Source organism: Thermomonospora catenispora (genome assembly GCF_006363815.1).
Taxonomy (GTDB): Bacteria; Actinomycetota; Actinomycetes; order Streptosporangiales; family Streptosporangiaceae; genus Thermomonospora; species Thermomonospora catenispora.
In genome coordinates this window covers 35,899-61,792 of sequence record NZ_RRYT01000003.1, presented here as the reverse complement: position 1 = coordinate 61,792, position 25,894 = coordinate 35,899, and the positions used below count along the sequence as shown (strand labels likewise).

The 25,894-nt window shown below is 72.9% G+C and carries 24 protein-coding genes; 17 read left to right on the top strand and 7 right to left on the bottom strand.

Annotation, left to right across the window (positions count from 1 at the left end):
* Window positions 1-17: 17 nt before the first annotated feature.
* Window positions 18-554: an orotate phosphoribosyltransferase gene (pyrE, locus tag EIO00_RS03675; protein WP_140175479.1), complete on the top strand. Its 537-nt coding sequence runs from the start codon at window positions 18-20 to the stop codon at window positions 552-554.
* Window positions 555-601: 47 nt separating this feature from the next.
* Here the strand turns inward: pyrE and EIO00_RS03670 are convergent, their stop codons facing one another.
* Window positions 602-991, bottom strand: coding sequence for a hypothetical protein (locus tag EIO00_RS03670; protein WP_140175478.1), 390 nt, complete (start codon window positions 989-991; stop codon window positions 602-604).
* 69 nt (window positions 992-1,060) lie between these two features.
* Entirely contained in the window at window positions 1,061-1,753 is a 693-nt protein-coding gene (locus EIO00_RS03665) for a DedA family protein (protein WP_241661092.1), read from the bottom strand.
* 255 nt (window positions 1,754-2,008) lie between these two features.
* Between EIO00_RS03665 and fbaA the strand changes: the two genes are divergently transcribed.
* From fbaA to EIO00_RS03640, 5 genes are all read left to right on the top strand, one after another.
* On the top strand, window positions 2,009-3,031 hold the full coding sequence (fbaA, locus tag EIO00_RS03660; RefSeq protein ID WP_140175476.1) for a class II fructose-bisphosphate aldolase: 1,023 nt from the start codon (window positions 2,009-2,011) through the stop codon (window positions 3,029-3,031).
* Window positions 3,032-3,143: 112 nt separating this feature from the next.
* A complete protein-coding gene (locus EIO00_RS03655) occupies window positions 3,144-3,593 on the top strand; it encodes a winged helix-turn-helix transcriptional regulator (protein WP_140175475.1) in 450 nt (149 codons plus the stop codon).
* A gap of 78 nt (window positions 3,594-3,671) precedes the next feature.
* Window positions 3,672-4,214 (top strand): GNAT family N-acetyltransferase, encoded by a 543-nt coding sequence (locus EIO00_RS03650; protein ID WP_140175474.1) that lies wholly within the window; start codon window positions 3,672-3,674, stop codon window positions 4,212-4,214.
* A 47-nt stretch (window positions 4,215-4,261) separates the two neighbouring features.
* Entirely contained in the window at window positions 4,262-4,687 is a 426-nt protein-coding gene (locus EIO00_RS03645) for a DUF3151 domain-containing protein (RefSeq protein ID WP_140175473.1), read from the top strand.
* Between the two features lie 425 nt (window positions 4,688-5,112).
* On the top strand, window positions 5,113-6,396 hold the full coding sequence (locus tag EIO00_RS03640) for an adenylosuccinate synthase (RefSeq protein WP_140175472.1): 1,284 nt from the start codon (window positions 5,113-5,115) through the stop codon (window positions 6,394-6,396).
* A 9-nt stretch (window positions 6,397-6,405) separates the two neighbouring features.
* Here EIO00_RS03640 and EIO00_RS03635 read toward each other — a convergent pair whose 3' ends face one another.
* Window positions 6,406-7,578, bottom strand: a complete 1,173-nt coding sequence (locus EIO00_RS03635; protein ID WP_140175471.1) for an MFS transporter — start codon at window positions 7,576-7,578, stop codon at window positions 6,406-6,408.
* A 141-nt stretch (window positions 7,579-7,719) separates the two neighbouring features.
* Window positions 7,720-8,172, bottom strand: coding sequence for a carboxymuconolactone decarboxylase family protein (locus EIO00_RS03630; protein ID WP_175596116.1), 453 nt, complete (start codon window positions 8,170-8,172; stop codon window positions 7,720-7,722).
* 47 nt (window positions 8,173-8,219) lie between these two features.
* Between EIO00_RS03630 and pdxR the strand changes: the two genes are divergently transcribed.
* A complete protein-coding gene (pdxR, locus tag EIO00_RS03625) occupies window positions 8,220-9,632 on the top strand; it encodes a MocR-like pyridoxine biosynthesis transcription factor PdxR (RefSeq protein ID WP_140175470.1) in 1,413 nt (470 codons plus the stop codon).
* Between the two features lie 158 nt (window positions 9,633-9,790).
* Window positions 9,791-10,714: a glycerophosphodiester phosphodiesterase family protein gene (locus tag EIO00_RS03620; RefSeq protein WP_241661091.1), complete on the top strand. Its 924-nt coding sequence runs from the start codon at window positions 9,791-9,793 to the stop codon at window positions 10,712-10,714.
* Window positions 10,715-10,768: 54 nt separating this feature from the next.
* Here EIO00_RS03620 and EIO00_RS03615 read toward each other — a convergent pair whose 3' ends face one another.
* A complete protein-coding gene (locus tag EIO00_RS03615; protein WP_206664021.1) occupies window positions 10,769-11,878 on the bottom strand; it encodes a magnesium and cobalt transport protein CorA in 1,110 nt (369 codons plus the stop codon).
* Between the two features lie 513 nt (window positions 11,879-12,391).
* Between EIO00_RS03615 and purD the strand changes: the two genes are divergently transcribed.
* Window positions 12,392-13,648 carry a phosphoribosylamine--glycine ligase gene (gene purD / locus EIO00_RS03610; RefSeq protein ID WP_140175469.1) on the top strand — a complete coding sequence of 419 codons (1,257 nt, stop codon included), beginning with the start codon at window positions 12,392-12,394 and terminating at the stop codon, window positions 13,646-13,648.
* A gap of 25 nt (window positions 13,649-13,673) precedes the next feature.
* On the opposite strand, the gene EIO00_RS03605 is transcribed toward purD, so the two are convergent.
* Window positions 13,674-14,237 carry an NADPH-dependent FMN reductase gene (locus EIO00_RS03605; RefSeq protein ID WP_140175468.1) on the bottom strand — a complete coding sequence of 188 codons (564 nt, stop codon included), beginning with the start codon at window positions 14,235-14,237 and terminating at the stop codon, window positions 13,674-13,676.
* Window positions 14,238-14,349: 112 nt separating this feature from the next.
* Here EIO00_RS03605 and EIO00_RS03600 point away from each other — a divergent pair, with 112 nt between their 5' ends.
* The 8 genes from EIO00_RS03600 (at window position 14,350) to EIO00_RS03565 (ending at window position 24,675) form a co-directional block, all read left to right on the top strand.
* On the top strand, window positions 14,350-15,057 hold the full coding sequence (locus tag EIO00_RS03600) for a TetR/AcrR family transcriptional regulator (protein ID WP_140175467.1): 708 nt from the start codon (window positions 14,350-14,352) through the stop codon (window positions 15,055-15,057).
* A 20-nt stretch (window positions 15,058-15,077) separates the two neighbouring features.
* Window positions 15,078-16,388, top strand: coding sequence for an adenylosuccinate lyase (gene purB / locus EIO00_RS03595; protein WP_140175466.1), 1,311 nt, complete (start codon window positions 15,078-15,080; stop codon window positions 16,386-16,388).
* 22 nt (window positions 16,389-16,410) lie between these two features.
* On the top strand, window positions 16,411-17,199 hold the full coding sequence (locus tag EIO00_RS03590) for an MOSC domain-containing protein (protein ID WP_140175465.1): 789 nt from the start codon (window positions 16,411-16,413) through the stop codon (window positions 17,197-17,199).
* On the top strand, window positions 17,196-18,053 hold the full coding sequence (locus EIO00_RS03585; RefSeq protein WP_140175464.1) for a phosphoribosylaminoimidazolesuccinocarboxamide synthase: 858 nt from the start codon (window positions 17,196-17,198) through the stop codon (window positions 18,051-18,053). Before EIO00_RS03590 ends, EIO00_RS03585 begins: the two co-directional genes overlap by 4 nt.
* Before the next feature lie 311 nt (window positions 18,054-18,364).
* Window positions 18,365-19,642 carry a UDP-N-acetylglucosamine 1-carboxyvinyltransferase gene (gene murA / locus EIO00_RS03580; RefSeq protein WP_140175652.1) on the top strand — a complete coding sequence of 426 codons (1,278 nt, stop codon included), beginning with the start codon at window positions 18,365-18,367 and terminating at the stop codon, window positions 19,640-19,642.
* 808 nt (window positions 19,643-20,450) lie between these two features.
* The gene (locus EIO00_RS03575; protein WP_161602645.1) at window positions 20,451-21,740 is read left to right on the top strand and encodes a transcriptional regulator; all 1,290 of its coding nucleotides are present in this window, start codon (window positions 20,451-20,453) and stop codon (window positions 21,738-21,740) included.
* Window positions 21,741-22,056: 316 nt separating this feature from the next.
* Window positions 22,057-23,574: a serine/threonine-protein kinase gene (locus EIO00_RS03570; RefSeq protein ID WP_140175463.1), complete on the top strand. Its 1,518-nt coding sequence runs from the start codon at window positions 22,057-22,059 to the stop codon at window positions 23,572-23,574.
* Window positions 23,575-23,637: 63 nt separating this feature from the next.
* On the top strand, window positions 23,638-24,675 hold the full coding sequence (locus EIO00_RS03565) for an EamA family transporter (protein ID WP_175596115.1): 1,038 nt from the start codon (window positions 23,638-23,640) through the stop codon (window positions 24,673-24,675).
* Between the two features lie 94 nt (window positions 24,676-24,769).
* Here the strand turns inward: EIO00_RS03565 and hisC are convergent, their stop codons facing one another.
* Entirely contained in the window at window positions 24,770-25,837 is a 1,068-nt protein-coding gene (gene hisC, locus EIO00_RS03560) for a histidinol-phosphate transaminase (protein WP_175596127.1), read from the bottom strand.
* Between the last annotated feature and the right edge of the window lie 57 nt (window positions 25,838-25,894).

The following is a 25,894-nucleotide window of genomic DNA, read 5'->3' as shown; positions in this document are numbered from 1 at the left end:
CCGCTAGGGTTCCTCCCGTGAGCGACCGCGAAGAGCTGCTGCAAGAGATCAAGAAGAAGGCCGTGGTGCACGGTGACTTCGTCCTGTCGTCGGGCCGGCGCGCCAGCTGGTACGTGGACCTGCGCCGGGTGACGTTGGACGGACACGCCGCTCCCCTGGTGGGCCGGGTGATGCTGGAGCTGACCGCCGACCTGGACTATGACGCGGTGGGCGGTCTCACGCTGGGCGCCGACCCGGTGGCGACCGCCATGCTGCACGCCGCGCACGCCCGGGGGCGTCGGCTGGACGCCTTCGTCGTGCGCAAGTCCGGCAAGACCCACGGGCTGCAGCGCCGGATCGAGGGCCCCGACGTGGCGGGCCGCCGGGTGCTGGCGGTGGAGGACACCTCCACCACCGGCGGTTCGGTCCTCACCGCCGTCGAGGCCCTCCGCGAAGCCGGTGCCGAGGTGGTCGCCGTGGCCACCATCGTCGAGCGAGGCGCCGCCGAACGGCTGGCCGCCGAGGGGCTGACCTACCGTTTCGCCTATCAGGTGGCCGACCTCGGCCTCGACTGACGGATGACCGACGGGGACGCCGTGAGCCGTGGGGTCGTCCGCACGGCTCACCGACGTCGCTCGGGAACCTCCCACTCGCCTCGACCGCCGTCGGGGTCCTCGACGATCTCGCCGTAGATGCGGACCTCGACGGAGGAGGAGTCGTAGACGACCACGTCCAGCGGCACCTGGTCGTATCTGCGTGTCTCGCCGGGGCCGAGCACGCCGCGCTGCAGGACCGCCCCGCCGCTGCCGGACACCTTCACGAAGACCTCGGTCGGTTTGCCGATGACGGTGATCTGCAGAGGAGGGGCGGTCGGATCCGACGGTGTCGCGGTGGCGCCGTCGGTGGCGGTGTCGCTGATCGCCCGGCTCGGCGCTGGGCCCGGTGCCGGAGCGGTGAGCGCGTTGAACAGCGCCAGTCCACCGACGACGACGAGTGTCAGCGCAGCCACCACGGCGAGGACCGCAAAGAGGATGCGCGCGAGACCCCTAGGGTCCGACCGATGACGTCCCACATGGGGAGGTTAGCGAGAACTGTCACCGCTCAGCGACGGTCGCGACTCCTCGACCGCCGTGTTGTCGCCCTTCCGGGCGTTCTCGGAGCGCGCCTTGAGGACCTCACGGATGATCGGAATCACCGAAAGCAGGACAATGACGATGATTCCGGGCAGGATGTAGGTCTCGATGTTCGGGATCTTCGAACCGAGGAAGTGGCCCGCCAGGAACAGCCCATCGGTCCACAGGATCCCGCCGACCACGTTCCACACGAAGAAGCGGCGGGCGTCCATCCCCAGCACCCCGGCCAGCGGGTTGAGGAACGTCCGCACGATCGGGATGAACCGGGCCAGCACCACGGCCTTGGCCGGGCCGAACTTCTCGAAGTAGTGCTCGGCCTTCTCCACCCACTCCTGGCGGAAGATCCGCGAGTCGGGCCGGTCGAACAGCTTCCGCCCGTACTTGGCGCCCAGCCAATGCCCGAGCTGCGCCCCGGCGATCGCGCAGATCGGCCCGCCGACCAGCAGGACCGGCAGCGACAGGGGCTCGTCCAGGCCCAGGCCGCTGGCGGCCGAGCCGACGGTGAAGATGCCCGCCGCGAACAGCAGCGAGTCTCCCGGCAGGATGCAGCCGAACAGCAGCCCGGTCTCGGCGAAGATGATGGCCAGGATGCCGACCACGCCGAAAGCCAGGATGAGCTTCTGGGGGTCTAGGAAGTTCACCGCGAGATCCACACGTGCGAGCTTAACCGGCCACGCCCGGCGTTTCTCGCCCAAGCGACGCATCGGCCGACCGCGCACCCCCTCTCACCTGCGCCGCGGGACCGCTCCAGGCCGCCCCGCCGGTGCTTTCCGACCCCCTGTCCGGGATACTGGGCCCTAAGGCTGGCCGGTGGCATCCCCCACCGGGGGCGGCCCCCGTCACAGGGCCGGTCATGGCACCTCGCAGCGGACAGGCGTGAAGAAAGGACGCTCACAATGCCCATCGCGACCCCAGAGGTCTACGCGGAGATGCTCGACCGCGCCAAGAAGGAGGGCTTCGCCTTCCCCGCGATCAACGTGACCTCGAGCCAGACCCTGAACGCGGCCCTGCGCGGGTTCGCCGAGGCCGAGAGCGACGGCATCATCCAGATCTCCACCGGCGGCGCCGAGTACCTGTCCGGCACCGCCGTCAAGGACATGGTGACGGGGGCGGTCGCCTTCGCCGAGTACGCCCGGGTGGTGGCCGCCAAGTACCCGGTCAACATCGCCCTGCACACCGACCACTGCCCCAAGGAGAAGCTGGACGGCTTCATGCGTCCGCTGGTGAAGATCTCCCAGGAGCGGGTGGCCAAGGGACAGGAGCCGCTGTTCCAGTCGCACATGTGGGACGGCTCGGCGGTGGAGCTGAGCGAGAACCTCCAGATCGCCGCGGAGCTGCTGGAGGAGTGCGTCAAGGCCCGCACCATCATGGAGATGGAGATCGGCGTCGTCGGCGGTGAGGAGGACGGCATCGTCGGCGAGATGAACGAGAAGCTCTACACCACCACCGGCGACGCGCTGGCCACCGCCGAGGCCGTGGGCGTGGGCGAGAAGGGCCGCTACATCCTGGCCGCCACCTTCGGCAACGTGCACGGCGTCTACAAGCCGGGCCACGTCAAGCTGCGCCCGCAGGTGCTCAAGGAGATCCAGGAGGCGGTGGGCGCCAAGTACGGCAAGGAGAAGCCGTTCGACCTGGTGTTCCACGGCGGCTCGGGCTCCTCGCTGGAGGAGATCCGCGAGGCGGTGTCCTACGGCGTGGTCAAGATGAACATCGACACCGACACCCAGTACGCCTTCACCCGCCCGATCGCCGACCACATGTTCCGCAACTACGACGGCGTGCTGAAGGTCGACGGCGAGGTCGGCAACAAGAAGACCTACGACCCGCGCTCCTACGGCAAGGCCGCCGAGGCCGGCATGGCCGCCCGCGTGGTCCGGGCCTGCGAGGACCTGATGTCGGCGGGCAAGAAGCTCTCCTGACACCGGCCCGTCCCACGGCCGTGGCGCGCCCCGCGGGGGGCGGCCACGGCCGTCGTCGTTCCGGCCGCCCGAGGGAAGGGGTTGTGTCACGCAACGCGGGTAGCCTCTTAACGTGTTGCCGCGCACCTACCAGACGCAGAACTGCTCGATCGCCCGCGCCCTGGAGGTGGTCGGGGACCGCTGGACGCTGCTGGTGATCCGCAGCGCGTTCGAGGGGGTGCGGCGGTTCGACGACTTCACCGAGCGCCTGGGCGTCGCCCGCAACGTGCTGACCGACCGGCTCAACCGGCTGTGCGACGAGGGCGTCCTGCGCCGGCACCGCTACTGCGAGCGCCCGGAGCGATATGAGTACCGCCTGACCCGCAAGGGCGTCGAGCTGTGGCCCGTCGTCATGTCCCTCCTGGTGTGGGGCGACCGCTATTACGCCGCCGACGGCCCGCCCGTGGTGGTCCGCCACCGCGGCTGCGACGGCACCATCACCGCGCGTCTGACCTGCAGCTCCTGCGGGGCCCCGCTGGGGCCGACGGACGTGGAGGCCCTCCCCGGCCCCGGCGCCCGCTGATCGGCGTCCGCCTGCGTGGCGCACCTCGCATCCGCTGAGGGTTGCTTGAAGCAACCTTCCTGAGCTCCAATGAGTTTTATGACGCAACTCAATGAGGAGGGCGCTCGTCTCCAGGACGGGATCCGGCCGGATCTCCGCCTGGAGGACGTGCGGGTGCGCCCCTACGGGGTCACCGACGGCCCCCGGCTGCGCCGCATGTCGGACCGGCTGTCCCCGGCCAGCCTGTTCGCCCGGTTCTTCACCGGAAGCCCGCACATCCCCGAGACGTACGTGCACCGGCTGGAGGGCATCGACCACTGGGACCACGAGGCGCTGGTGGCCCTGCTCGACGACGACATCGTGGGCGTCGCCGAGTACGTCCGCGACCGCGCCGACCCCCGCCGCGCCGAGCTGGCGGTCCTGGTCGTCGACCCCTGGCAGCACCGCGGCGTGGGCCGCCTGCTGGTCTGCTGCCTGGCCCATACGGCCCTCCGCCGGGGCGTCACCGCGTTCGGCGCCGAGATCCTGCCGGACAACCGCGCCGCCCTGGCGGCCGTCCGCTCCTGCTGGCCCTTCGCCCGCCCCCGCTATGCGGACGGCTCGGCGGTCTTCCACCTCCCGCTCCTCCCGGCCGCCGCCTAGCGCCCCGCCCGGTCGGACGAGGGACCGGAGCGAATTACGATGACGGGATGAGCCAGAACCTGCTCGGCGGACCGCCGCCCACCGAACTTCCGGACGACCCCGAGGCCCGCGAAGCTCTGGAGAACGGCGTGGACCCGGTCGAGGTCGCCGCCAAGCACCCGGCCTGCTCGGCGGCCTGGGCCGCCCTGGCCGACCGCGCGTTCGAGAACGAGAACGTCATCGAGTCGTACGCGTTCGCGCGGACCGGCTACCACCGAGGACTGGACCAGCTGCGCCGGGCCGGCTGGAAGGGCCACGGCCCGATCCCCTGGGAGCACGAGCCCAACCGCGGCTTCCTGCGCTCGCTGCACGCCCTCGGCCGGGCCGCCGCCGCGATCGGCGAGACCGACGAGGCCGAGCGCTGCCGCGAGTTCCTGCGCGACAGCAGCCCCACGGCCGCCGAGATCCTGGAGTCCGCCGACCGCTCCTCCTGACCGTCCGCCCGGCCGCGGCGCCCCGCGGCCCCGCCCTCAGGTCGCCGGCCCCCGGCGGTTCGCCCGTCCGTCCCGCGGGTAGGAGCCCAACGCACCAACGGACCGAGACCGGCCGGGAACGCGGAGGCGAGACCTCCCACGACGTCCACAGCGCCCGCGCATGAGGAGGGGCCGCCGAGGGGGCGGCCGGGGGCGGGGGCTCGCCCTCCTTCCCCGGGAGCAGGTACGATTTGCCTGCAAGAGGCCCCTTCGCGCTTGCGTACAGGGGCCTTCGTCGTGAGAGGGATGTGGCCGCCGCCGGTGTGCCGCGGAGGAGATTTCCCTGATGCCTGCCAGCGCCCTCGCCGGGACCCCCGGTGGTGCGGACATGCAGGGGCCGCAGCGTACCCTCGGCCACCGCACAGCCGCTTGAAGGAGATGACCTGATGCCTGCCATCGTGCTTGTCGGAGCCCAGTGGGGAGACGAAGGCAAGGGCAAGGCCACGGACCTGCTCGGCGGGGACGTCGACTACGTCGTCCGCTACCAGGGCGGCAACAACGCCGGTCACACCGTCGTCATCGGGGAGCAGAGCTACGCGCTGCACCTGCTGCCCTCGGGCGTGCTGTCCCCGGACGTGATCCCGGTGATCGGCAACGGCGTGGTGATCGACCCGGGCGTGCTGCTCGGCGAGATCGACGGGCTGGCCGAGCGCGGCGTCTCCTGCGAACGACTCCTGATCTCGGCGGACGCGCACCTGATCATGCCCCACCACCGGGCGCTGGACAAGGTCACCGAACGCTACCTGGGCAAGTCCCGGATCGGCACCACCGGGCGCGGCATCGGCCCCGCCTACGCCGACAAGATCACCCGCACCGGCATCCGGGTGCAGGACCTGTTCGACGAGAACATCCTGATGCAGAAGCTGGACCTGGCGCTGCGGGAGAAGAACCAGGTCCTCACCAAGGTCTACAACCGGCGGCGGATCGAGACCGGCCCGGTGGTGGAGGAGTACCTGCGGTACGGGGAGCGGCTGCGCCCCTACGTCGCCGACACCGCGCTGATCCTCAACAAGGCCCTGGAGGAGGGCAAGGTCGTGCTGCTGGAGGGCGCCCAGGGCACGTTGCTGGACATCGACCACGGCACCTACCCGTTCGTCACCTCCTCCAGCCCCACCGCGGGCGGCGCCTGCGCGGGCTCCGGCATCGGCCCCACCAAGATCACCCGGGTGATCGGGATCCTCAAGGCCTACACCACCCGCGTCGGCTCCGGCCCGTTCCCCACCGAGCTGACCGACGAGATGGGCGAGTACCTGCGCAAGACCGGCGGCGAGTACGGGGTGACCACCGGCCGGGACCGCCGCTGCGGCTGGTTCGACGCGGTGATCGCCCGCTACGCCACCCGGGTGAACGGCATCACCGACTACTTCCTGACCAAGCTGGACGTCTTGTCGGGCCTGGAGCGGATCCCGGTCTGCGTCGCCTACGACGTCGACGGGGTGCGGCACGAGGAGATGCCGATGTCGCAGACCGAGTTCCACCACGCCAAGCCGATCCTGGAGTACTTCGACGGCTGGCAGGAGGACATCTCCGGCGCCAAGACCTTCGAGGACCTCCCGCCGAACGCCCAGGCCTACGTGCGCGCCGTCGAGGAGATGTCCGGCGCCCCGATCTCCGCCATCGGCGTCGGCCCGGGCCGGGAGCAGACCCTGTCCATCCGCCCGCTGATCTGACCGCGCCGGTCACCGGACGCGGCGGACCGGCAGGAGCGGCGCCGCCAGGGCCAGCGCACCGCCCGCCCACAGCACGGCGCTCAGCGGGAGGGCGTCGACGGCCAGCCCGCCCACCAGCGCGCCGAGCGCGATGGACAGGTTGAACATCGACGTGTACAGCGAGGTCGAGGCCTCGGTGGCGGTGGGCGAGACCGCGATGATCCAGCTCTGCAGGGTCACCGGGACGGCCCCATAGCCCAGGCCCCACAGCACCAGCGGCCCGACGACGCCGGCGACGCCGCCGCCGGTCAGCGCGACCAGCGCCATCGCCGCCGCCAGGATCGGGCCGAGGGCGAGGACGACGGTCCGCAGGCGCCGGCCGATGAGCGCGCCCGCCAGGAAGTTGCCGCACAGCCCGGCGACCCCGAACACCAGCAGCAGCACGCCGATCTCCTCGTCGGGCACGCCGCGGGCGGAGAGCATCGGCCGCACGAACGTGTAGGCGAGGAAGTGGCCGGTGACGATCAGGAAGGTCAGCGCCAGCCCGACGCGCAGCCCGGCGTTCGCCCGGAAGGCCCGGGGCAGGTCGGCGAAGGTGATGGAACGTTCCGGCGGCAGCGGGGGCAGGAGCAGGACCAGCCCGGTCAGCGCCACCAGGCCCAGCGCGCCCACGGCGGCGAACGCCGTGCGCCAGCCGCCCAGGTCGCCCAGCAACGTCCCGGCGGGGACGCCGAGCACGGAGGCGGCCTCCACCCCGCCGAAGATCACGGCGGTGGCGCGCGGCACGTCCTCGGGCCGCACCAGGCGGGTCGCGATGCCGCCGGCCAGCGCCCAGAAGCCGCCGACCGCCACGCCGATCAGCACCCGCGCCAGGAGGATCAGGGCGAACGCGTCGGCCAGCGCCGAGAGCAGGTTGGCGGTGCCGACCGTGCCGACCAGGGCCGCCAGCACGATCCGCCGATCCAGCCGGCCGGCGGCCACGGTCAGCAGCGGAGCGGAGACGACGGCGACCAGGCCGGGCACCGTCACCATCAGCCCGGCGGTCCCCTCGGACACGCCCAGCTCGCGCCCGATGGGGCTGAGCAGGCCCACGGGCAGCAGTTCCGAGGTCATCAGGGCGAAGATGCCCAGCGCGACGGCCGACGCGGCGCACCAGCCGCGGAGCGGGGAGGGCGGCGAGTCGGCGAGCGGTGCCGTGGTCATCGAGGCGGGTCCTCTCCACGTGTCGGGACACGCCACGGGCGGCGGCCCTCGCCCGAGGGCCGCCGCCCGTGCGGTGGGTGATCGTGCGATGGGTGATCGCGCGATGGGTGATCGCGCGATGGGTGATCGCGCGGCGGAGGATCAGGCGGTTCCGGGGGTCTTGCGGGTGGTGACGTTCAGCCGGTTCCAGGCGTTGATCGTGGCGATCAAGGCGATGAGCTGGGCCAGCTCGGCCTCGTCGAAGTGCCGGGCGGCCTCGTCGTAGACCTCGTCGGACACACCGCCCGGCAGCAGGGTCATCGCCTCGGTGAGCGCGAGGGCGGCGCGCTCCCGCGCGGTGTACAGGCCGGCGTCCTCCCAGGCGCTGAGCTGGTAGATCCGGTCCTCGGTCTCGCCGGCCTTGCGGGCGTCGGCGATGTGGTAGTCGAGGCAGTAGGCGCACTTGTTGATCTGGGAGGCGCGGATCTGCACCAGGTCGATCAGGGTCTGGTCCAGCCCCTGCCGGGCGGCGGCGTCCAGGGCGAGCATCGCCGAGAAGACCTTGGGGGCGACCTGGGGGAGGTTCATCCGCTGGGGGATCTGCACTGCTTGCATGCCGATGACGCTATCCCCTGATTGACCCCCGGCTATGGTGCATTTTCATGGAAGATCATTGGGTCAATTCCGGGAGCGACCTCCACCTGGAGCTGACCGGGGACGGCACCGTGCGGGAACGGCTGATGCGGGCGCTGCGCGAGGCGATCCGCTCCGGCCGGCTCGCCCCCGGCACCCGGCTGCCGCCGTACCGGAGCCTGGCCGGCGACCTGGGCGTCGCGCCCAACACCGTCGGCGCGGCCTATGCCGAGCTGGTCGCCGAGGGCTGGCTGGTCGCCCGGCAGGGCTCGGGCACCCGGGTCGCCCCGCGCGCCCTGCCGCCGCCGACCCGGCGTCCGCGCCGCACCGTGCCCGCCCGGCGGCGCCCCGTCCACGACCTGAGGCCGAGCTCCCCGGACGCCTCGGCGTTCCCCCGCACCGAGTGGCTGCGGTCGGCGCGCCGGGCACTGAACGCCGCGCCCGCCGAGGCCTTCGGGGTCGGGGACCCGCGCGGGCGGATCGAGCTGCGGACCGCCCTCGCCGAGTACCTGGCCCGGGCCCGCGGGGTCCGCACCACGCCGGACCGGATCATCGTCTGCGCCGGATTCGCGCACGCGCTGCGCCTGCTGGGCGAGGTGCTGGAGGGCCCGGTGGCGGTGGAGGCCTACGGGCTGGGCTTTCACCGCTCGCTGCTGACCGGGGCGGGACTGGACACGCCGCCGCTGCGGATCGACGAGGGCGGCGCCCGGATCGACGAGCTGCCCGGCACGGGGGCGCGGGCCGTGCTGCTCACCCCGGCGCACCAGTACCCGACCGGCGGGCCGCTGCATCCCGAGCGCCGCGCCGCCGTCATCGACTGGGCGTCCGCCACCGGGGGGCTGGTGCTGGAGGACGACTACGACGGCGAGTTCCGCTACGACCGCCAGCCGGTCGGCGCCGTGCAGGGCCTGGATCCGGACCGGGTGGTCTATCTGGGCTCGGTCAGCAAGAGCCTGTCGCCCTCGCTGCGCCTGGGCTGGATGGTCGTGCCCGCCCACCTGACGGACGAGCTGCTGCGGGTCAAGGGGGAGCGCGAGCTGTGGTCGGGGGTGGTGGACCAGCTCACCCTGGCGGACTTCATCGCCTGCGGCGGCTACGACCGGCACGTGCGCCGGATGCGGCAGGTCTACCGGCGCCGCCGCGACCGGCTGGTGGCCGCCCTCGCCGAACGCGCCCCGCACATCACCGTCAGCGGCATCGCCGCGGGCCTGCACGCCGTGCTCGCCCTGCCGCCCGGCACCGAGGAGGACACCGTGCGGGCCGCCCGGCGACACGGCGTGGCCGTCGACGGGCTCGGCGACTACCGGCATCCGGCGGGCGTCATGCCGCCCCGGGACGGGCTGGTGGTGGGGTACGGCACGCCGCCCGAGCACGGGTTCGCGGCGGCGGTGGACGCTCTAGTGCGGGCGCTGCCGTCCGCCAGCGCCGGTCACGGACAGTAATCGTCGATCGGAGTGTGGCGTGCGCCACCTTATCGCCCTATGATGCGAATCACCCTTGGTCACCTCGGCGATGCCGCTACGCTGACGCCAGCGGCCGTTGGTGAGGTCGTAACCGTTGGATCGGGGGACGTTTGGTCACTCCTCGTAACGTTCCCGGCGTGACCTTGCCGAACGGACGCATCGAGGTTCACGGGCATCGAGGCGCACGCGGGTTGCGGCCGGAGAACACGCTTCCGGGTTTCGCGCACGCCCTCGAGCTCGGCGTGGACGCCATCGAGCTGGACGTGGGGCTGACCGCCGACGGAGTGGTGGTCGTCAACCACGACCAGTCGCTGTCTCCGGTCACCACCGCCGACACCGTGCCGGTCGTCCCCGACGACCCGCTGTTCCCCTATGTGGGCCGCGAGTTGCGCGACCTCACCCTCGCCCAGATCAAGACCGTGGAGGCGGGGGTGCGGCGGCTGGGCCCCGATCAGGACCGCGACCCGTTCGTGCTCACCCAGCTTCCGGTGCCCGGCACGCGGGTGCCGACCCTCGCCGAGGTCTGCGCCCTGTTGCAGGATCTGCACGCCGTCCGGCTGGCCGTGGAGCTCAAGACCGATCCGGGCTGGCCGGACGATGAGATCCGCCGTTTCGTCGCCGCCGTCGCCGCGGTCCTGGCGGACTTCGACCTGCTGCCGTCGTCCCGTCTGCTGGCGTTCGACTGGCGGGTGCTGCTCGAGGCGCACCGCCAGGTCCCGCAGGTCACCCGGGTCGCGTTGTTCGATCGGGAGACCCTCGCCCCCGACGGCGGGTGGCTGGCCGACCTGTCCCCGGAGGATCCGGCCGCCGCCGCGGTCGCCGCCGGCGCGGGGATCCTCTCCCCCGAGCACGGTCTGGTGACCTCGCAGCTGGTCCACGACGCCCACGGCCTGGGCCTCCCGGTGGCCGTGTGGACGGTGAACGACCCCGCCGACATGGCCCGTTTCGTCGAGTACGGCGTGGACGCCATCGTGACCGACTATCCCGACCGGCTCCGCCGGGTCCTCGCCGAGCACGACCTGCCGCTCCCCGAGCCCTGCGTCCCCGCCTTCATCCCCTGACCGTCCCCGACCGGCCGCCCGCGCGGGATCCCCCTCCCGGCCCGGGGATCCCGCTCACAGCCAGCCGTTCTTGCGGAAGCCCCGGTACAGGGCCAGGCACATGACGGCGATGACGGCCAGCACCGCCAGATAGCCCCACTCGGTGTGCAGGGCGGGCATGTTGTCGAAGTTCATCCCGTACACGCCGGTGACGGCGGTGGGGAGCATGATGATGGCGCCCCAGGCGGAGATCCGGCGCATGTCCTGGTTGTCGGCGACCGTCACCTGGGTCATGTGGGCCTGCAGGATCGGGTTGAGCAGCTCGTCGTAGGACTCGACCTGGTCGCGGACCCGGGTCAGGTGGTCCTCGACGTCGCGCAGATACTCCTTGATCTCCGGCGGGACGAAACGCCGGCCGGCCAGGTTGCGCAGCGGCCCGGCGAGCGGCCCCACGGCGCGCTTGAGCTGGATGACCTCGCGCTTGAGGCGGTAGATCCGGCGGGACTCGTCGGTCCGGCCGGGGGAGAAGACGGCCTCCTCGACCTCGTCGATGTCGTCCTGGACGGCCTCGGCGACGCACATGTAGCCGTCCACCACGTGGTCCACGACGGCGTGCACGACGGCGGTGGGGCCGAGGTTGAGCCGCTCGGGGTCGGCCTCCAGACGGCGCCGGACGCGGGCCAGGTCGCCGTGGCGGCCGTGCCGGACGGTGACCACGAAGTCGGCCCCGCAGAAGATCATGATCTCGCCGGTCTCCACGACGTCGCCGTCGTGCTGGCCGGCGCGGTCGGCGAGCCCGAGCGTCTTCATCACGAAGAACTGGACGTCGTCGTAGCGCTCGAGCTTGGGCCGCTGATGGGCGTGGATGGCGTCTTCGACCGCCAGCGGGTGCAGGCCGAAGACGGGGGCGAGGCGCTCCAGCTCGGCGGCGTCGGGCTCGTGCAGCCCGACCCACACGAAGCCCATGCCGTTGTCGTTCTCGGCGAGCTCGCCGTCCCGGACCAGACGCACGGCGTCGGCGATGGTCTCGGTGTCGACGCGCTGTCCGTCGATGTAGGCGGCCCAGTCGATGACCGCCGAGGTGCGCGGCTGGGGGACGGGTTCGGGAGCAGTGCGGTTCGGACGTGCCAGTGGCTTGAGCAGCGCCATGGTCGCCCGACGGGGGCGAACGCGAGTCATGGCCATCGCTGGTGCTCCTTCCCTCCGGCCGCGAGCACGCAAAGCGCGCTCGACCTGCGCGTTCAGCGGAGGGAGCGCACGACGGCTGCGGCCGGACGCCGGACAAAGGCGGACGGATGAACGGTCACGCTCGGACTGTGCGGGATCTCTGCCGTACTGCAAGGATCACCAGAGCTCATTCCGACCACCTCCTTCCGTGCGACGGCGTCAGGGCACACAACCTCAAAAGGCTATCAACCACAGGGAAAGACGCCCTGTTCCGGGCGAAGGTTGTCACGCCGTGCCAAGACGTCTTCGCCGGCACCGGCGTTCGCACACGAGCATTCATACACGACCGGGCCCCGCCGAACCCGGCGAACGCCGGGTTTGTCGCGGGCGCCACGCGAACTCCGCGCGGGCTCCGGACGGGCGCCGGACGGGCTCCGGACGGGCGCCGGACGGGCGCCGCGCGAACTTCCGTGCGGGCGCCGGACGGACTCCGCGCGGACTCGGTGTCGCGGCCCGCTAGGCTCATCCGACGTGCGCATCCTCGTTCTCGGATCCGGCGGGCGCGAGCACGCCATCGTCCGCGCCCTGCATCTCGACCCCGCCGTCGCCGACCTGCACGCGGCCCCCGGCAACCCGGGCATCCGGGAGCTCGCCGAGGGCCACGCGATCGACCCGGCCGACCCGGCCGCGGTGACCGCGCTGGCCGCCCGGCTGCGTCCGGACCTGGTGGTGGTCGGCCCGGAGGCGCCGCTGGTCGCCGGGGTGGCGGACGCGCTGCGCGCAAGCGGGGTGCCGGTGTTCGGCCCGGATCGGGAGGCGGCGCGGATCGAGGGGTCCAAGGCGTTCGCCAAGGAGGTCATGGCCGCGGCGGGCGTGCCGACCGCGAAGGCGCGGGTGTGCACCGCGCCCGAGGAGGTGGAGGCGGCGCTGACGGAGTTCGGCCCGCCGTATGTGGTCAAGAACGACGGGCTGGCCGCCGGGAAGGGCGTGGTCGTCACCGAGGACCGTGGACTGGCGGTGCGTCACGCGCGGTCCTGCGGCCGGGTGGTGATCGAGGAGTATCTGGACGGGCCGGAGGCGTCGCTGTTCGCGCTCTGCGACGGGACCACGGCCGTGCCGCTGATGCCCGCCCAGGACTTCAAGCGGGCCTACGACGGCGACGAGGGCCCCAACACCGGCGGCATGGGGGCCTACACCCCGCTGCCGTGGGCTCCGGAGGGACTGGTGGACGAGGTGATGAGCACCGTCGTCCGGCCCACCGTCACCGAGCTGCGCCGCCGGGGCACCCCCTATGTCGGCGTGCTGTACGCGGGGCTGGCGCTGACCTCCGCGGGCGTGCGGGTGGTGGAGTTCAACGCCCGGTTCGGCGATCCGGAGACCCAGGTGGTGCTGGACCGGCTGGCGACCCCGCTGGGCGGTCTGCTGCACGCGTGCGCCACCGGGGGCCTGGCCCCCGAGCAGCGGCTGGAGTGGCGGCCGGGGGCGGCGGTGACGGTCGTGGTGGCCGCGGAGGGATACCCGGCGAGCCCGGTCAAGGGCGATCCCGTCACCGGGCTGGAGGAGGCCGCCGCCGTCGAGGGCGCGTACGTGCTGCACGCGGGCACCGCGGTGAACGAGGACGGTGTCCTGGTCTCCGGCGGCGGCCGGGTGGTGAACGTCGTGGGCACCGGCCCGGACCTGGCCGCGGCCCGGCGGACCGCCTATGCGGCCGTGGAGAAGATCCGGCTGCGCGGCTCCCACCACCGGGGCGACATCGCCCGCGCGGCGGTCGAGCGGGCGCGCGGCTGACGGCCCCGCCCCTCCGGCGCCTCGGTCAGGCCGCGGCGGTGGAGGAGGCCGCGACGGTCAGGCGGTCGACGGCGGCGGAGAGCCCTTCGGCGACCTCGGGGTCGTCGGCGGGGTCGAGGTCGCCGAAGCGGCCGAGCGAGTCGGGGACGGCCAGCTTCACGTCCTCCAGCACGGTGCCGCCGGCGATGCGCACGGCCTTGCGGATCTCCTCGTGCGCCCACACCCCGCCGTAGCGGCCGAGCGCGGTGCCGACCACGGCGACCGGCTTGCCGGCGATGGCGCCGGCGCCGTAGGGGCGGGAGAGCCAGTCGATGGCGTTCTTCAGCACGGCCGGGATCGAGCCGTTGTACTCGGGCGAGACCAGCAGCAGGGCGTCGGCCTCGCGCACGGCGGCGCGGAGCCGGGCGGCGGGCTCGGGCTGGGCGGTCTCGGTGTCGATGTCCTCGTTGTAGAAGGGCAGCTCGCCCAGTCCCCCGTACAGGTCGACCCGCACGTTCTCGGGGGCGAGGCGGGCGGCGGCCTCGGCGATGCGGCGGTTGTGGGAGCCGGCGCGCAGGCTGCCGACGAGCGCGAGGACACGGACGGTCATGAAAGCCTCCCGAAACAGATGCGCAGATAACCGGACCGCGGTCCGCTTACATGTCGCCCCACTATAACCGGACCTCGGTCCGTTTATTCCCGGCGCAGGCTACGCTGTGGACATGACCACACCCCCGCGACCCCTCTCCTCCGGCGATCCCGGACGGGTCCTGACGGTCCTCACCTCCCGCGGCGCCCCCGCCCGGCTGCGGGCCGACGCCGCCCGCAACCGCGCCCGCCTGCTGGAGGCCGCCGACCGGCTGGCGAGCGAACGCGGAGTGGCCAACCTCACGATGGAGGCCGTCGCCGCCGCCGCCGGCGTCGGCAAGGGCACCGTCTTCCGGCGGTTCGGCGACCGCTCCGGGCTGCTGGCGGCGCTGCTGGACCACCGTGAACGGCAGCTGCAGAACGCGCTGCTGTACGGCCCGCCCCCGCTCGGCCCGGGCGCCCCCGCCCTCGAACGCCTGCGCGCCTTCGGCCCGGCCGTCATGCGCCACGAGCACGCCCACCACGACCTGTACCTGGCCCTCGGCGCCGACACCAGCCGCCGCTACACCACCCCGGTCTATGAGTTCCGCTTCGCCCACGTCCGGATGCTGCTGCGCGGGATCGGCTCCTGCGGCGACCCGGACCTGATCGCCCATACGCTCCTGGGCTATCTGGACAGCACCTTCGTCGACCATCTGGTCACCCGCCGCGGCATGAGCCTGCGGCGCCTGGAGGCCGGCTGGTGCGACCTCGTCGACTGCCTCACCGCCGCCCGCGGGGCGGGCGCAGCGGGCGCCGCCGCCCCCGGCGACCGGGTGCACCGCCCATCACAGCAGGTGTGACCTCCTCATAGACTCCTCGTGTGATCGAGCGGTACACCCTTCCGGAGATGGGGCGCGTCTGGAGCGACGCGCACAAGTACGAGCTGTGGTGCCGGGTGGAGACCCTCGTGGTCGAGGCCCACGCGGCGGCGGGGACCATCCCGGCCGACGTGGTGGAGCCCATCCGCAAGGCCCCGCCGCCCACCCCGGAACGGGTGCGCGAGATCGAGGCCGTCACCCAGCACGATGTCATCGCGTTCCTGACCGCCTGGGCCGACAACACCGAGCCCCGCGAGGCCGCCGCCTACGTGCACTTCGGCATGACCTCCTCGGACCTGCTGGACACCGCGCTGGCGGTGCAGCTGGTCGAGGCCACCGACATCCTGCTGGAGAAGGCGGACCGGCTGGTGGCGGTGCTGCGCGACCACGCCCTGGAGCACCGCCACACCCTGCGGGTGGGCCGCACCCACGGCATCCACGGCGAGCCGGACGTGTGGGGGCACCGGGTGGCGGACTTCGCGTTCGCGATGGCCCGCTCCCGCGACCGGCTGCGGCGGGCCCGCGAGTCGGTGGGCGTGATGGCCATCTCCGGGGCCGTGGGCACCTACTCCAACATCGACCCCGCCGTGGAGCGGTACGTGGCCGAACGGCTCGGCCTGCGGCCCGCCGACGTGTCCACCCAGGTGGTGATGCGGGACGGCATCAGCGAGTGGGTGTCGGCGCTGGCGATCATGGCGACGGTGTGCGAGGCCATCGCGCTGGAGGTGCGGCACGGCCAGCGCACCGAGGTCCGCGAGCTGTGGGAGCCGTTCGGCAAGGGGCAGAAGGGCTCCTCGGCCATGCCGCACAAGAAGAACCCGATCCTCTCGGAGCGGCTGGCCGGGCTGGCGCGGATCGTGCGGGCGCAGATCGTGCCGGTGCTGGAGGGCATCCCGCTGTGGCACGAGCGGGACATCTCCCACTCCTCCACCGAGCGGATCGCGCTGCCGGACGCCTCGATCGCCCTGGACTACATGCTCGACCTCACCATCAAGCTGATGTCCGGGCTGGTCGTCGACGCCGAGCGGATGCGCGCCAACCTGGACGCCACCGGCGGGCTGATCTACACCTCGACGGTGCTGCTGGAACTGGTCGAGATGGGGCTGTCCCGCGACGACGAGGCCTACCCGCTGGTCCAGAAGGCGGCGATGGAGACCTGGGAGACCGGCGTGCCGTTCCGCGAGACGCTGCGCCGGCACGCCGCCGAGGCGGGGCTGACGCTGGACGAGGCCCGGCTGGACGAGGTGTGCCGGCCGGAACGGTTCGTGCAACGGCTCGGGCCGGTGTTCGACCGGCTCGCGGCGCTGACATGACCGCGAGCGAGCAGGAGATGTGATGACCGCCGTGCTGACCGGCCTGACCGCCTACCCGCTCAAGGGCGGAGGCGGAACGGCGCTGACCGCCGCGGAGCTGGGCCGTCGGGGACTGCCCCACGATCGGGAGTTCATGCTGGTGACCCCGGAGGGGCGGTTCCTGTCCCAGCGGGACGAGGGCCGGATGGCGCTGCTGCGGCCGGTCTACGACGGCGAGGTCCTCACCGTCGGCACCACCGATCCGGCGCTGCCGCCGCTGGTGCACAAGGCGACCGACGACGGGCCGGTGCGGCAGGTGTACGTGCACCGGTCGCAGTGCCGGGGCGTCGACCAGGGCGACGAGGCGGCCGGGTGGTTCTCCGACTTCCTGGGGCTGGAGTGCCGGCTGGTGCGGTTCACCGGCCGCCGGGAGACCGGCCGCGGCGGCGGGGAGATGGCGTTCGCGGACGCCTACCCGCTGCTGCTGATCTCCGAGGAGTCCCTGGCGGATCTGAACGCCCGGCTGGATGAGCCGCTGCCGATGAACCGCTTCCGCCCCAACCTGGTGGTGCGCGGGCTCGGCGCGTTCGGCGAGGACGAGGTCCGCCTGCTGCGCATCGGCGCCACGGTGATCGAGCTGGTCAAGGCGTGCGCACGGTGCGTCGTCACCACCACCGACCAGGACACCGGGGTCCGCGGCCGCGAACCGCTGCGCACGCTGGCGGCGTACCGGACGATCGGCCGGGGCATCCGCTTCGGCCAGAACGGCATCCCCCGCACCACCGGCGTGCTGCGGATCGGCGACCCCGTGGAGATCTTGGAGAGGCGTTGAAGCACCTGCACAGCGGCAAGGTCCGCGACCTGTACGAGCTGCCCGGCGGCGAGCTGCTGATGGTGGCCCGGGACACCATCTCCGCCTACGACTTCGTGCTGGACCCGCCGATCCCCGACAAGGGCCGGATCCTCACCCAGCTGTCGCTGTGGTGGTTCGAACGGCTCGCCGACGTGCTGCCCAACCATGTGATCTCCACCGACCTGCCGGACGGCGCGCCGGCCGAGTGGGCGGGCCGGGTGATGGTGGTGCGGCGGCTGGAGATGGTGCCGGTCGAGTGCGTGGCCCGCGGCTATCTGACCGGGTCGGGGCTGGCGGAGTACCGGCGCACCGGCTCGGTGTGCGGGGTGCCGCTGCCGGAGGGGCTGGTGGACGGCTCGAAGCTGCCCGAGCCGATCTTCACCCCGACGACCAAGGCCGCGGTCGGCGCCCATGACGAGCCGATGACGTTCGCCGAGGTCGCCGCGACGGTCGGGCCGGAGGTGGCCCGGCGGCTGCGGGAGGTCACCGTCGAGATCTACCGGCGGGGCGCCCGCCTGGCGGCCGAACGCGGCATCATCGTGGCGGACACCAAGATCGAGCTGGGCTGGTCCCCGGAGGGGGAGCTGGTGCTGGCCGACGAGGTGCTGACCCCGGACTCGTCCCGGTTCTGGCCCGCCGACCAGTGGCGGCCCGGGCGGCCGCAGCCGTCGTTCGACAAGCAGTTCGTGCGGGACTGGCTGGTGTCCCCCGAGGCGGGATGGGATCGTTCCAGCGGCCGGACGCCGCCGCCCCTCCCCCCGGAGATCGTCGAACGCACCCGGGCCAAGTACATCGAGGCCTACGAGCGGATCACCGGCCGTCCGTTCTCATGAACACCATGACCGGTCCATGGCCTCACCCGTCCGTTATGGGCTCATCTCGTCCGGGTTTGCCCTCGCGCTCCTCGGGTCACACTCCCAGGGCGGGAGGGTGTGAACCTTCCGGCGCCTTCCCCGCTCTAACCAAACAGGCAGGGGCAGCCCCCCATAAGGGGGCGCAACGGGCATCCTGACCATCCGCCCGGTGGTTTACTGAGGGAGCGCAGGCGGCGGCGTGCCTGGCACTCGTGACCCGCCGGTGCGGACGAACGGGCGGCCGGCACCTTGAACACCCGCATCCGAAAAGGAGCTAAGGCGTAATGACCATGGGCCACGAGGTTCGATACCGCGTGCGCGGCGGCCACAAGCTGCAGGGCACCGTCTTCATCCAGGGCGCCAAGAACGCCGTGCTGCCGATGATCGGCGCCTCGCTGATGGCGTCCAAAGGCCGCACGGTGCTACGGAACGTTCCGATCATCGAAGACGTCCGTCGCGCGGTGGAACTGGCCCAGGCCGTGGGCGCCCACGCGGAGCTGCACGAAGCCGAGCGCACCCTCGTCATCGACGCCTCCGAGCTGACCAGCCCGGTGCTCCCGGCCGAGATCGCCTCCCGGTTCCGCGGCTCGTTCCTGTTCGTCCCGGCGCTGCTGCACCGGCTCGGTGAGGCGATCATCGAGGGCGTCGGCGGCTGCAACCTGGGCAGCCGCAATCTGGACTTCCACTACAACGGGTTCAAGCGGATGGGCGCCACCGTCACCGAGCACGTCGACAACGGCGTCATCCACATCAAGGCCGGCGACCTGCGCGGCGCCTCCCTGTACTGCGACACCCCCTCGCACACCGGCACCGAGAACCTGGTGATGGCCGGGGCGCTGGCCAAGGGCACCACGCTGATCAAGAACTGCGCGCTGGAGCCCGAGGTCCTCGACGTCATCGACATGCTGCAGAAGATGGGGGCGAGGATCTCCGGCGGCGGCACCGGCTTCATCACGGTCGAGGGCGTGGAGGAGCTGACCGCGGTCCAGCACACCGTGATGCCCGACCGCATCGACGCCGGCGTGTTCGTGATGGCCGCCGCGATCACCGGCAGCGAGGTCAGCCTGGTCGGCGCCGACCTGGAGCACCTGGGCGTGGCGGCCGACAAGCTGGAGCAGATGGGCGTGGAGTTCCAGCAGGTGGGCGCGGTGCTGCAGGTGCGCCGCGAGCGCCCGCTCCGCCCGATCAACGTGATCACCGACGAGTACCCGGGCTTCGCCACCGACCTGCAGTCGCCGATCATGGCGGTGTCCTGCCTGGCCGACGGTCTCAGCTACATCTACGAGCGGATCTTCGACGGCCGGTTCAAGCTGGCCGGCGAGCTGACCAAGATGGGCGCGAACATCGAGGTGAACGGCAACCGGGCCAAGGTGTTCGGGCCCACCCCGCTGCGCGGCGCCGAGGTGGTGGCGCACGACCTGCGCACCGGCAGCGCCCTGGTGCTTGCGGGCCTGGCGGCCGAGGGCGAGACCGTGATCACCCAGGCGTACTACCTGGACCGCGGGCACGCCCACGTCGCCGAGCGGCTCTCCCAGCTGGGCGCCGACATCGTCCGCGAGGTCCACTGACCCGGACCGCGCCGGACCGCCGAGATCTCGCGGCGAGGACCTCCGCGAGCGATCTGCACGACGTCACCGCACCGCCCGGGCCGGCCCGGGCGGTGCGTCGTTCCCGCCCGCTTCTCCGCTTCACCGCCCGCCTCTTCCCCCGCCTCTTCGCCCGCCACGCCGCCCGCCTCTCCGCTCACCGCACCGTCCCTCGACCGCCCGCTTCTCCACCCCGGCCCCCGTCGGCGCGAAGTGGTCACGACGGATCGCCGAAGGGCTCGCGCAGGCGATTGTGGAACGATCCATCACCCGGCCGTCGCACCCGGCGGCCCCTCGCCGCCGCGGCCCGGCGAGCCCGAGGAGCGCACTCTCCGTGCCTGTGACGCGACCGCTCCGTGACGGCAACAAACTCCAGTCATCTTCCGCAAAGCCCCCCAGAAGGGCCCTTTGGCGCGGTAGCGCACTGATTACCGCACTTCGGACAGTCCCAGATGCCGGATCGAGTCTGCCCGTATGGTGACAAGTTACTGCCTTAGGGGTCGCATACGTTACTTTTTCGCCGCACCCTTGATTCGATTTCGCGTCTGGGCGTCACACGTGGTCGCCCTGACCCGATCTGCCCTTTGAGGAACGAATCGCGGGAAGTGCGGTGCTGGGTCAGAAGGCAGGGGCGACTAGCCATGAGTCAACCGGCGGGCGGAACATGCGCGAACGCGCACGATCAGACAGGAGCTCCACCCCCCGCAAGAGCAGGAGGGTGCCTGTGACGGCGGCGAGAGCGGCCGGATCCACGCCTGAGCTGACGATCGGCGTGGTCGGCCCCCATGACTTGGTGGAACGCGTCATGCTGATGGGCCACGGGCCCACTCCGGTGCCGAGCCGCCTCGTCGCGGCGGCGTACCGAGACGAGCAGGAGGCCGCCGACAAGGTGGTGCGGCTGGGCTCGGGAGTGGACGTGTGCCTGTTCGCCAGTCCCGTTCCCTACGACTTCGCACGCAAGGCCGGGGTGCTCACCATGCCGGCCACCTACGTGCCGTTGAACGGAGCGGCGCTGCAAGGAGCGCTGCTGCGGGCCGCTCTCGACGAGCGGTACGACCCGGCCCGGGTGAGCATCGACGTGCTGGGGCGGGCCGAGGTCGAGGAGGCCTACAGCGAGATCAGCCTGGGCACCGAGCACGTCCATCTGCGCGAGGAGGCCGCCGGGCCGGGCACGCTGGCGGCGTTCCACGAGCGGCTGTGGCGGCGCGGCATCACCACGGTGGCGATGACCTGCGTGCACGCCACCGCCGAGCGGATGGAGATGGCCGGCGTGCCCACCATCCGGGTGCGCCCGACCGGGGCCGCCATCCGCAGCTCGTTGCAGACGGCGGCGCTGCTGGGGGCGCACCACCGGCTGGAGGAGTCCCAGCTCGTCGTGGTGCTGGTGGACGTCCCGACGCTGCGGGAGACCCCGCGTCGGGTCACCCCCCGCTACTGGCGCGATGAGCTGAAGCTGTCCCTGCACCGCATGCTGCTGCAGGAGGCCCACCGGATGAACGCCCTGGTGTCTCCGGTGGACGACCACAGCTACCTGGTGACCGCCACCCGGGGCTCGATCGCCGCGGCCACCGACGGCTTCCGCACCCCGCCGTTCGTGGACCGGGCCCGCGAGGAGCTGGGCCTGACGATCGAGGTCGGGATCGGCATGGGCCGCACCGCGCACGAGGCCGAGACGCACGCGCGGGCGGCGCTGGCGCGTTCCCAGACCTCGCAGCGGGCGCAGGGCTTCGCCCTGGACCGCGACGGCCGGGCGCTGGTGCCGGCCCCCCGGACGCCGCCGCGCCCCCAGCAGCAGCCCAAGGCGAAGGGCCTGGAGATCCTGGCCCGGCTGGCGGAGAAGTTCGAGCAGGAGGGCTCGGACGCCGACGGGGACGGGCAGCCCCTCATCGTGGACGCCGAGACCGCGGGCCGGATGCTGGGGGTGACCCCGCGCACCGCCCGCCGGCTGCTGCGCACCCTGGTGGAGGAGGGGCTGGCCTGGCCGCTGCCGCCCAACCGGACCCCCCAGCCGGGTCGTCCACGCCAGCTCTACCGCCTGATCGTGGAGAAACTCGGCCCCCAGTCCAAGGCGGCCACCTGACCGGTCGCGCGGCGCCCCGCCACCTGACCGGCCGCGCGGCGCCCCGGCTCACGGACGGCGCGGGGCACGGCGCCCCGCCCCGTCGCCGGCCGGCGCCGCCGGTCCGTACGGCGTCCCCGGCGCGCGGGCGGGGCATGGCAACCGCCCCGTGGGCTCGGGCGTCCCATCGATAGCGGTCATCTCCGGATGAGTCGGCGTGAAAGCCGGACACCGGTAGTGTTCGGATCATCACGCCCACGCCGCCGCGGCGCCTCCGGCCCGGGCGGCGTGTCTGCATCGGGGCGTCGGGGAGAGGACCGGAGCCGGAAGGTGTGATGTGAGCGGCGACTGGGCGGTTGCGGGGTATCGCCATGTCCGTGAGCTGGGGAGGGGGCCCGGCGGCCGGGTCGTGCTGGCGGTCGCCGGGCGCACCGGCGAGCCCGTCGCGATCCGGTACCTGCCGGCGGGCGGACGGAACGCCGACGCCGAGGCGAAGCTGATCACCTCGCTGGACGATCCCGCGCTGGTGCGGCAGCACGAGTACGTCACCGCCCCGCAGGGGGCCGCTCTGATCGGCGATCTGGTCAACGGCCTCAGCCTGGAGCGGCTGCTGATGGCCGAGGGCCGGCTGGCCCCCGAGGCCGCCCTGGCGGTCTTCAAGACGATCCTGCTGGGCCTGAAGGCCATGCACGGGGCGGGCGTCCTGCACGGCGCGATCAGCCCCGGCGCCGTGCTGGTCACCGAGGACGGCACGAGCCGGCTGGGCGGGCTGGGCGTGGCCGCGTTCGCCGAGGAGACCCCGGTCCGGCAGCGGGCGCCGGAGCTGTGGCAGGGCAGGCGGCGCACGGTCGCCACGGACCTGTACGCGGCGACGGCGGTGCTGCACGAGTGCCTGACCGGGGAGCCGCCGTTCCCGGCCGGGACCGCCGACGAGCACTGCCTGGCGCCGATCCCGCTGGAGGGGGTGCCCGCCGAGCTGGTATCGCTGATCACCGCCGGGCTGGCCAAGCACCCCGACGACCGGCCGCCGACCGCGTCGATCTTCCTGGGCCGACTGGAGAGCGCCGCGCTGGCCGCCTATGGGGCCGCCTGGGAGAGCCGGGGCCGCGCCCTGCTCGGGGAGCGGGCCGCGGTGCTGGCGTTGCTGTTCCCGCTGGCCAGCAGGCTGCCCGAGGAGCGCGCCGCCCGGTTCTGCGGGCGGCGGGCGCGGCGCGGTGCGCTCACCGCGCTGGCCGCCGCGGCGGCGCTGCTGGCCTGCACCGCCGCCGCGGTCTACGCCGGCGGGTCGTCGGGAGGCGCCGAGCAGGCCGCCCTGCCCGGCGGTCCCGGGAAGGCCCTCGCCGAGGGGTCGCCGCCCGCGGCCGCGCCCCCCTCGGCGCAGCCGTCCCTCAACACGGCCTCCCCCTCTCCGACGGCGTCGGCGACCGCGACGCCGCGCGTCACGCGTTCCGGGACGCCCGACCCGAGCGCCTCCCCGGACACCGGCGGCAGGCCCGACCGGCCCGGCGGCCCGTCCGCCTCCCCGTCCGCTCCGGCCCCGTTCCGGGTCACCGGCGTGCAGGTGGTGGCGCTCGATCTCGATCCGGCGACCGGGACGGCCACCGCGCAGGTCAAGGTCACCGGTTCGGGCCGGGGCACCGCCACGATCGCCGTGCAGTTCCACGCCGACGGCGTCCCGCACGGCGACCGGGTGACGGTCTCGGTGGAGGTGAACGGCTCGGCGGTGGTGAGCGTGAGCCGTGTCTTCGAGGTCTGCCCCTCGTCCTACTCCGCCCAGGCCTTCGCCTCGCCCGGCGATCCGTCGCCGCACACCCTCACCGCCACCGCCGACTGCGCCGCACGAGAAGAGGGATGATCCCGTAAAGAGGGGTGATTCTGCCTTTTCGGCAGGGGAGGCCATGCCCTACTGTCAGGAGTCATGGCCGCTGATGCTCATGACACCGGCTCGCCGGGGATGACCCCGCTCGCCTGGGCGGCGCTGCTGGTGGTCTACGTGGTGTGGGGCTCGACGTACCTGGGGATCGGGATCGCCATCGAGTCCATGCCGCCGATGCTGCACGCCGGGATCCGCTTCCTGATCGCCGCGGCGCTGCTGGCGGCCTTCCTGGCGCTCCGGCGCGGCCCGGGCGCGCTGCGGGCCTCCCGGCGGCGGATCGGCTCGGCCATGCTGGTCGGCCTGCTGCTGCTCACCAGCGGGAACGGCCTGGTGGCCATCGCCGAGCAGCACGTCTCCACCGGACTGGCGGCGCTGCTGGTGGCCGCCGTTCCGCTGTGGCTGGTGGTGCTGCGCAGCGTCGGCGGCGACCGGCCGCCCCTCGCCACCTTCCTGGGGGTGGCCGTGGGCTTCGTCGGGGTGGCACTGCTGTCGATCCTGCCCGGCGGCTCCTCCGGCAGCGCGTTCGGCGCCGCCGTGCTGCTGGCGGCCTCGCTGTCGTGGGCGACCGGGTCGTTCCTGGCCGGGCGGCTGCCGATGCCGGCCGACTCCTTCGCCGCCAGCGTGTACGAGATGACCGCCGGCGGCGCGGCGCTGCTGGTCCTGGGGCTGGCCCGCGGGGAGAGCCTCGACGTCGGCGCGATCACCGTCCGGTCCTGGCTGGCGCTGGGCTACCTGATCGCCTTCGGCTCCCTGCTGGCGTTCACCTCCTACGCCTGGCTGCTGCGCAACGCGCCGCTGTCGATCGTCGGCACCTACGCCTACGTCAACCCGGTGGTGGCGGTGCTGCTCGGCGCGCTGGTCCTGAGCGAGGCCGTCACCTGGCCCGTGCTGCTCGGCGGCGCGATCATCGTCCTCGGCGTCGCGATCGTCGTCACCACCGAGAGCCGCCCCGGGTCGTCCGGACCGGCCGGACGGCCCCCGGCGACGCGCGCCCCACGGCGGCGCCGCTCCGGAGACCTCCTGACCCGCCTGTCGCCGCGGACGGGACAGGAGGCCCGCTCCGACCGGCCGGGCCCGTGACGGGAGCGAGGGCGAGACCGGACCGTGCCACGGCGCCGCCGCCGACCGCCCGGCGCGCCGTCCGCAGGGGCGCCGGGGCGGTCGGCGACGACGCTCAGCCGTTACGATGCGGGTAGGCCTCGGCGACGGCGAGGAAGGCGTCGTTCTCCTCCGGGGCGCCGATGGAGACGCGGGCGCCCTCGCCGGGGAACGGGCGGACGCTGATGCCCTGGGCCTCGCAGGCGGCGGCGAAGTCCAGCGTGCGCTCCCCCAGCCGCAGCCACACGAAATTGGCCTCGGTGGGCGGGACGGTCCAGCCCTGGGCGCGCAGCGCCTCGGCGACGCGCTCGCGCTCCTTGACGGTGGACTCGACCCGCTCCAGCAGCTCGTCCTCGGCGCGCAGGGAGGCCACGGCGGCGGCCTGGGCCAGGGAGTTCACGCTGAACGGCAGCATCGTCTTGCGGATCGCCTCGGCCACCACCGGGTGCGCCACCAGGAAGCCGACGCGCAGGCCCGCCAGCCCGTAGGCCTTGGAGAAGGTCCGCAGCACCGCCAGGTTGGGGCGGTCGCCGTACAGGGTGAGGCCGTCGGGCACCTCCCGGTCGCGGATGTACTCGCGGTAGGCCTCGTCCAGCACCACCAGGCAGTCCTCGGGCACCCGGTCCAGGAAGCGCTCCAGCTCGGCGCGGCGCACCGCGGTGCCGGTCGGGTTGTTGGGGTTGCAGACGAAGATCAGCCGGGTCCGCTCGGTGATCGCCTCGGCCATCGCGTCCAGGTCGTGGGTCTCCTCGCGCAGCGGGACCTGCACCGACTCCGCGCCGGCCAGCGCCGTCAGCACCGGGTACGCCTCGAACGACCGCCAGGCGTACAGCACCTGCGCACCGGGTTCGCTCACCGCCTCCAGCAGCATCTGGGTGACCCCGACCGATCCGCAGCCCACCGCGACATGGTCGGCGGGCACGCCGAACCGCGCCGAGATCGCCTCGATCAGCGCGGTGGCGTTGTTGTCGGGGTACCGATTGATCCGCCGGGCCGCGTCGGCGATCGCCTCCTGCACCGACGGCAGCGGCTCGAACGGCGACTCGTTGGACGACAGCTTGAACGACCGCCCGTCCGGCGACACCGCGGTCTTGCCGGGCTTGTAGGCGGTGAACCGGTCGAGCACGGAACGGAAGCGTGGCACGGACACCGTTGTCCTCCAGGGGGATGACGGGTGAGGGGACGACAGGTGAAAGTGCCC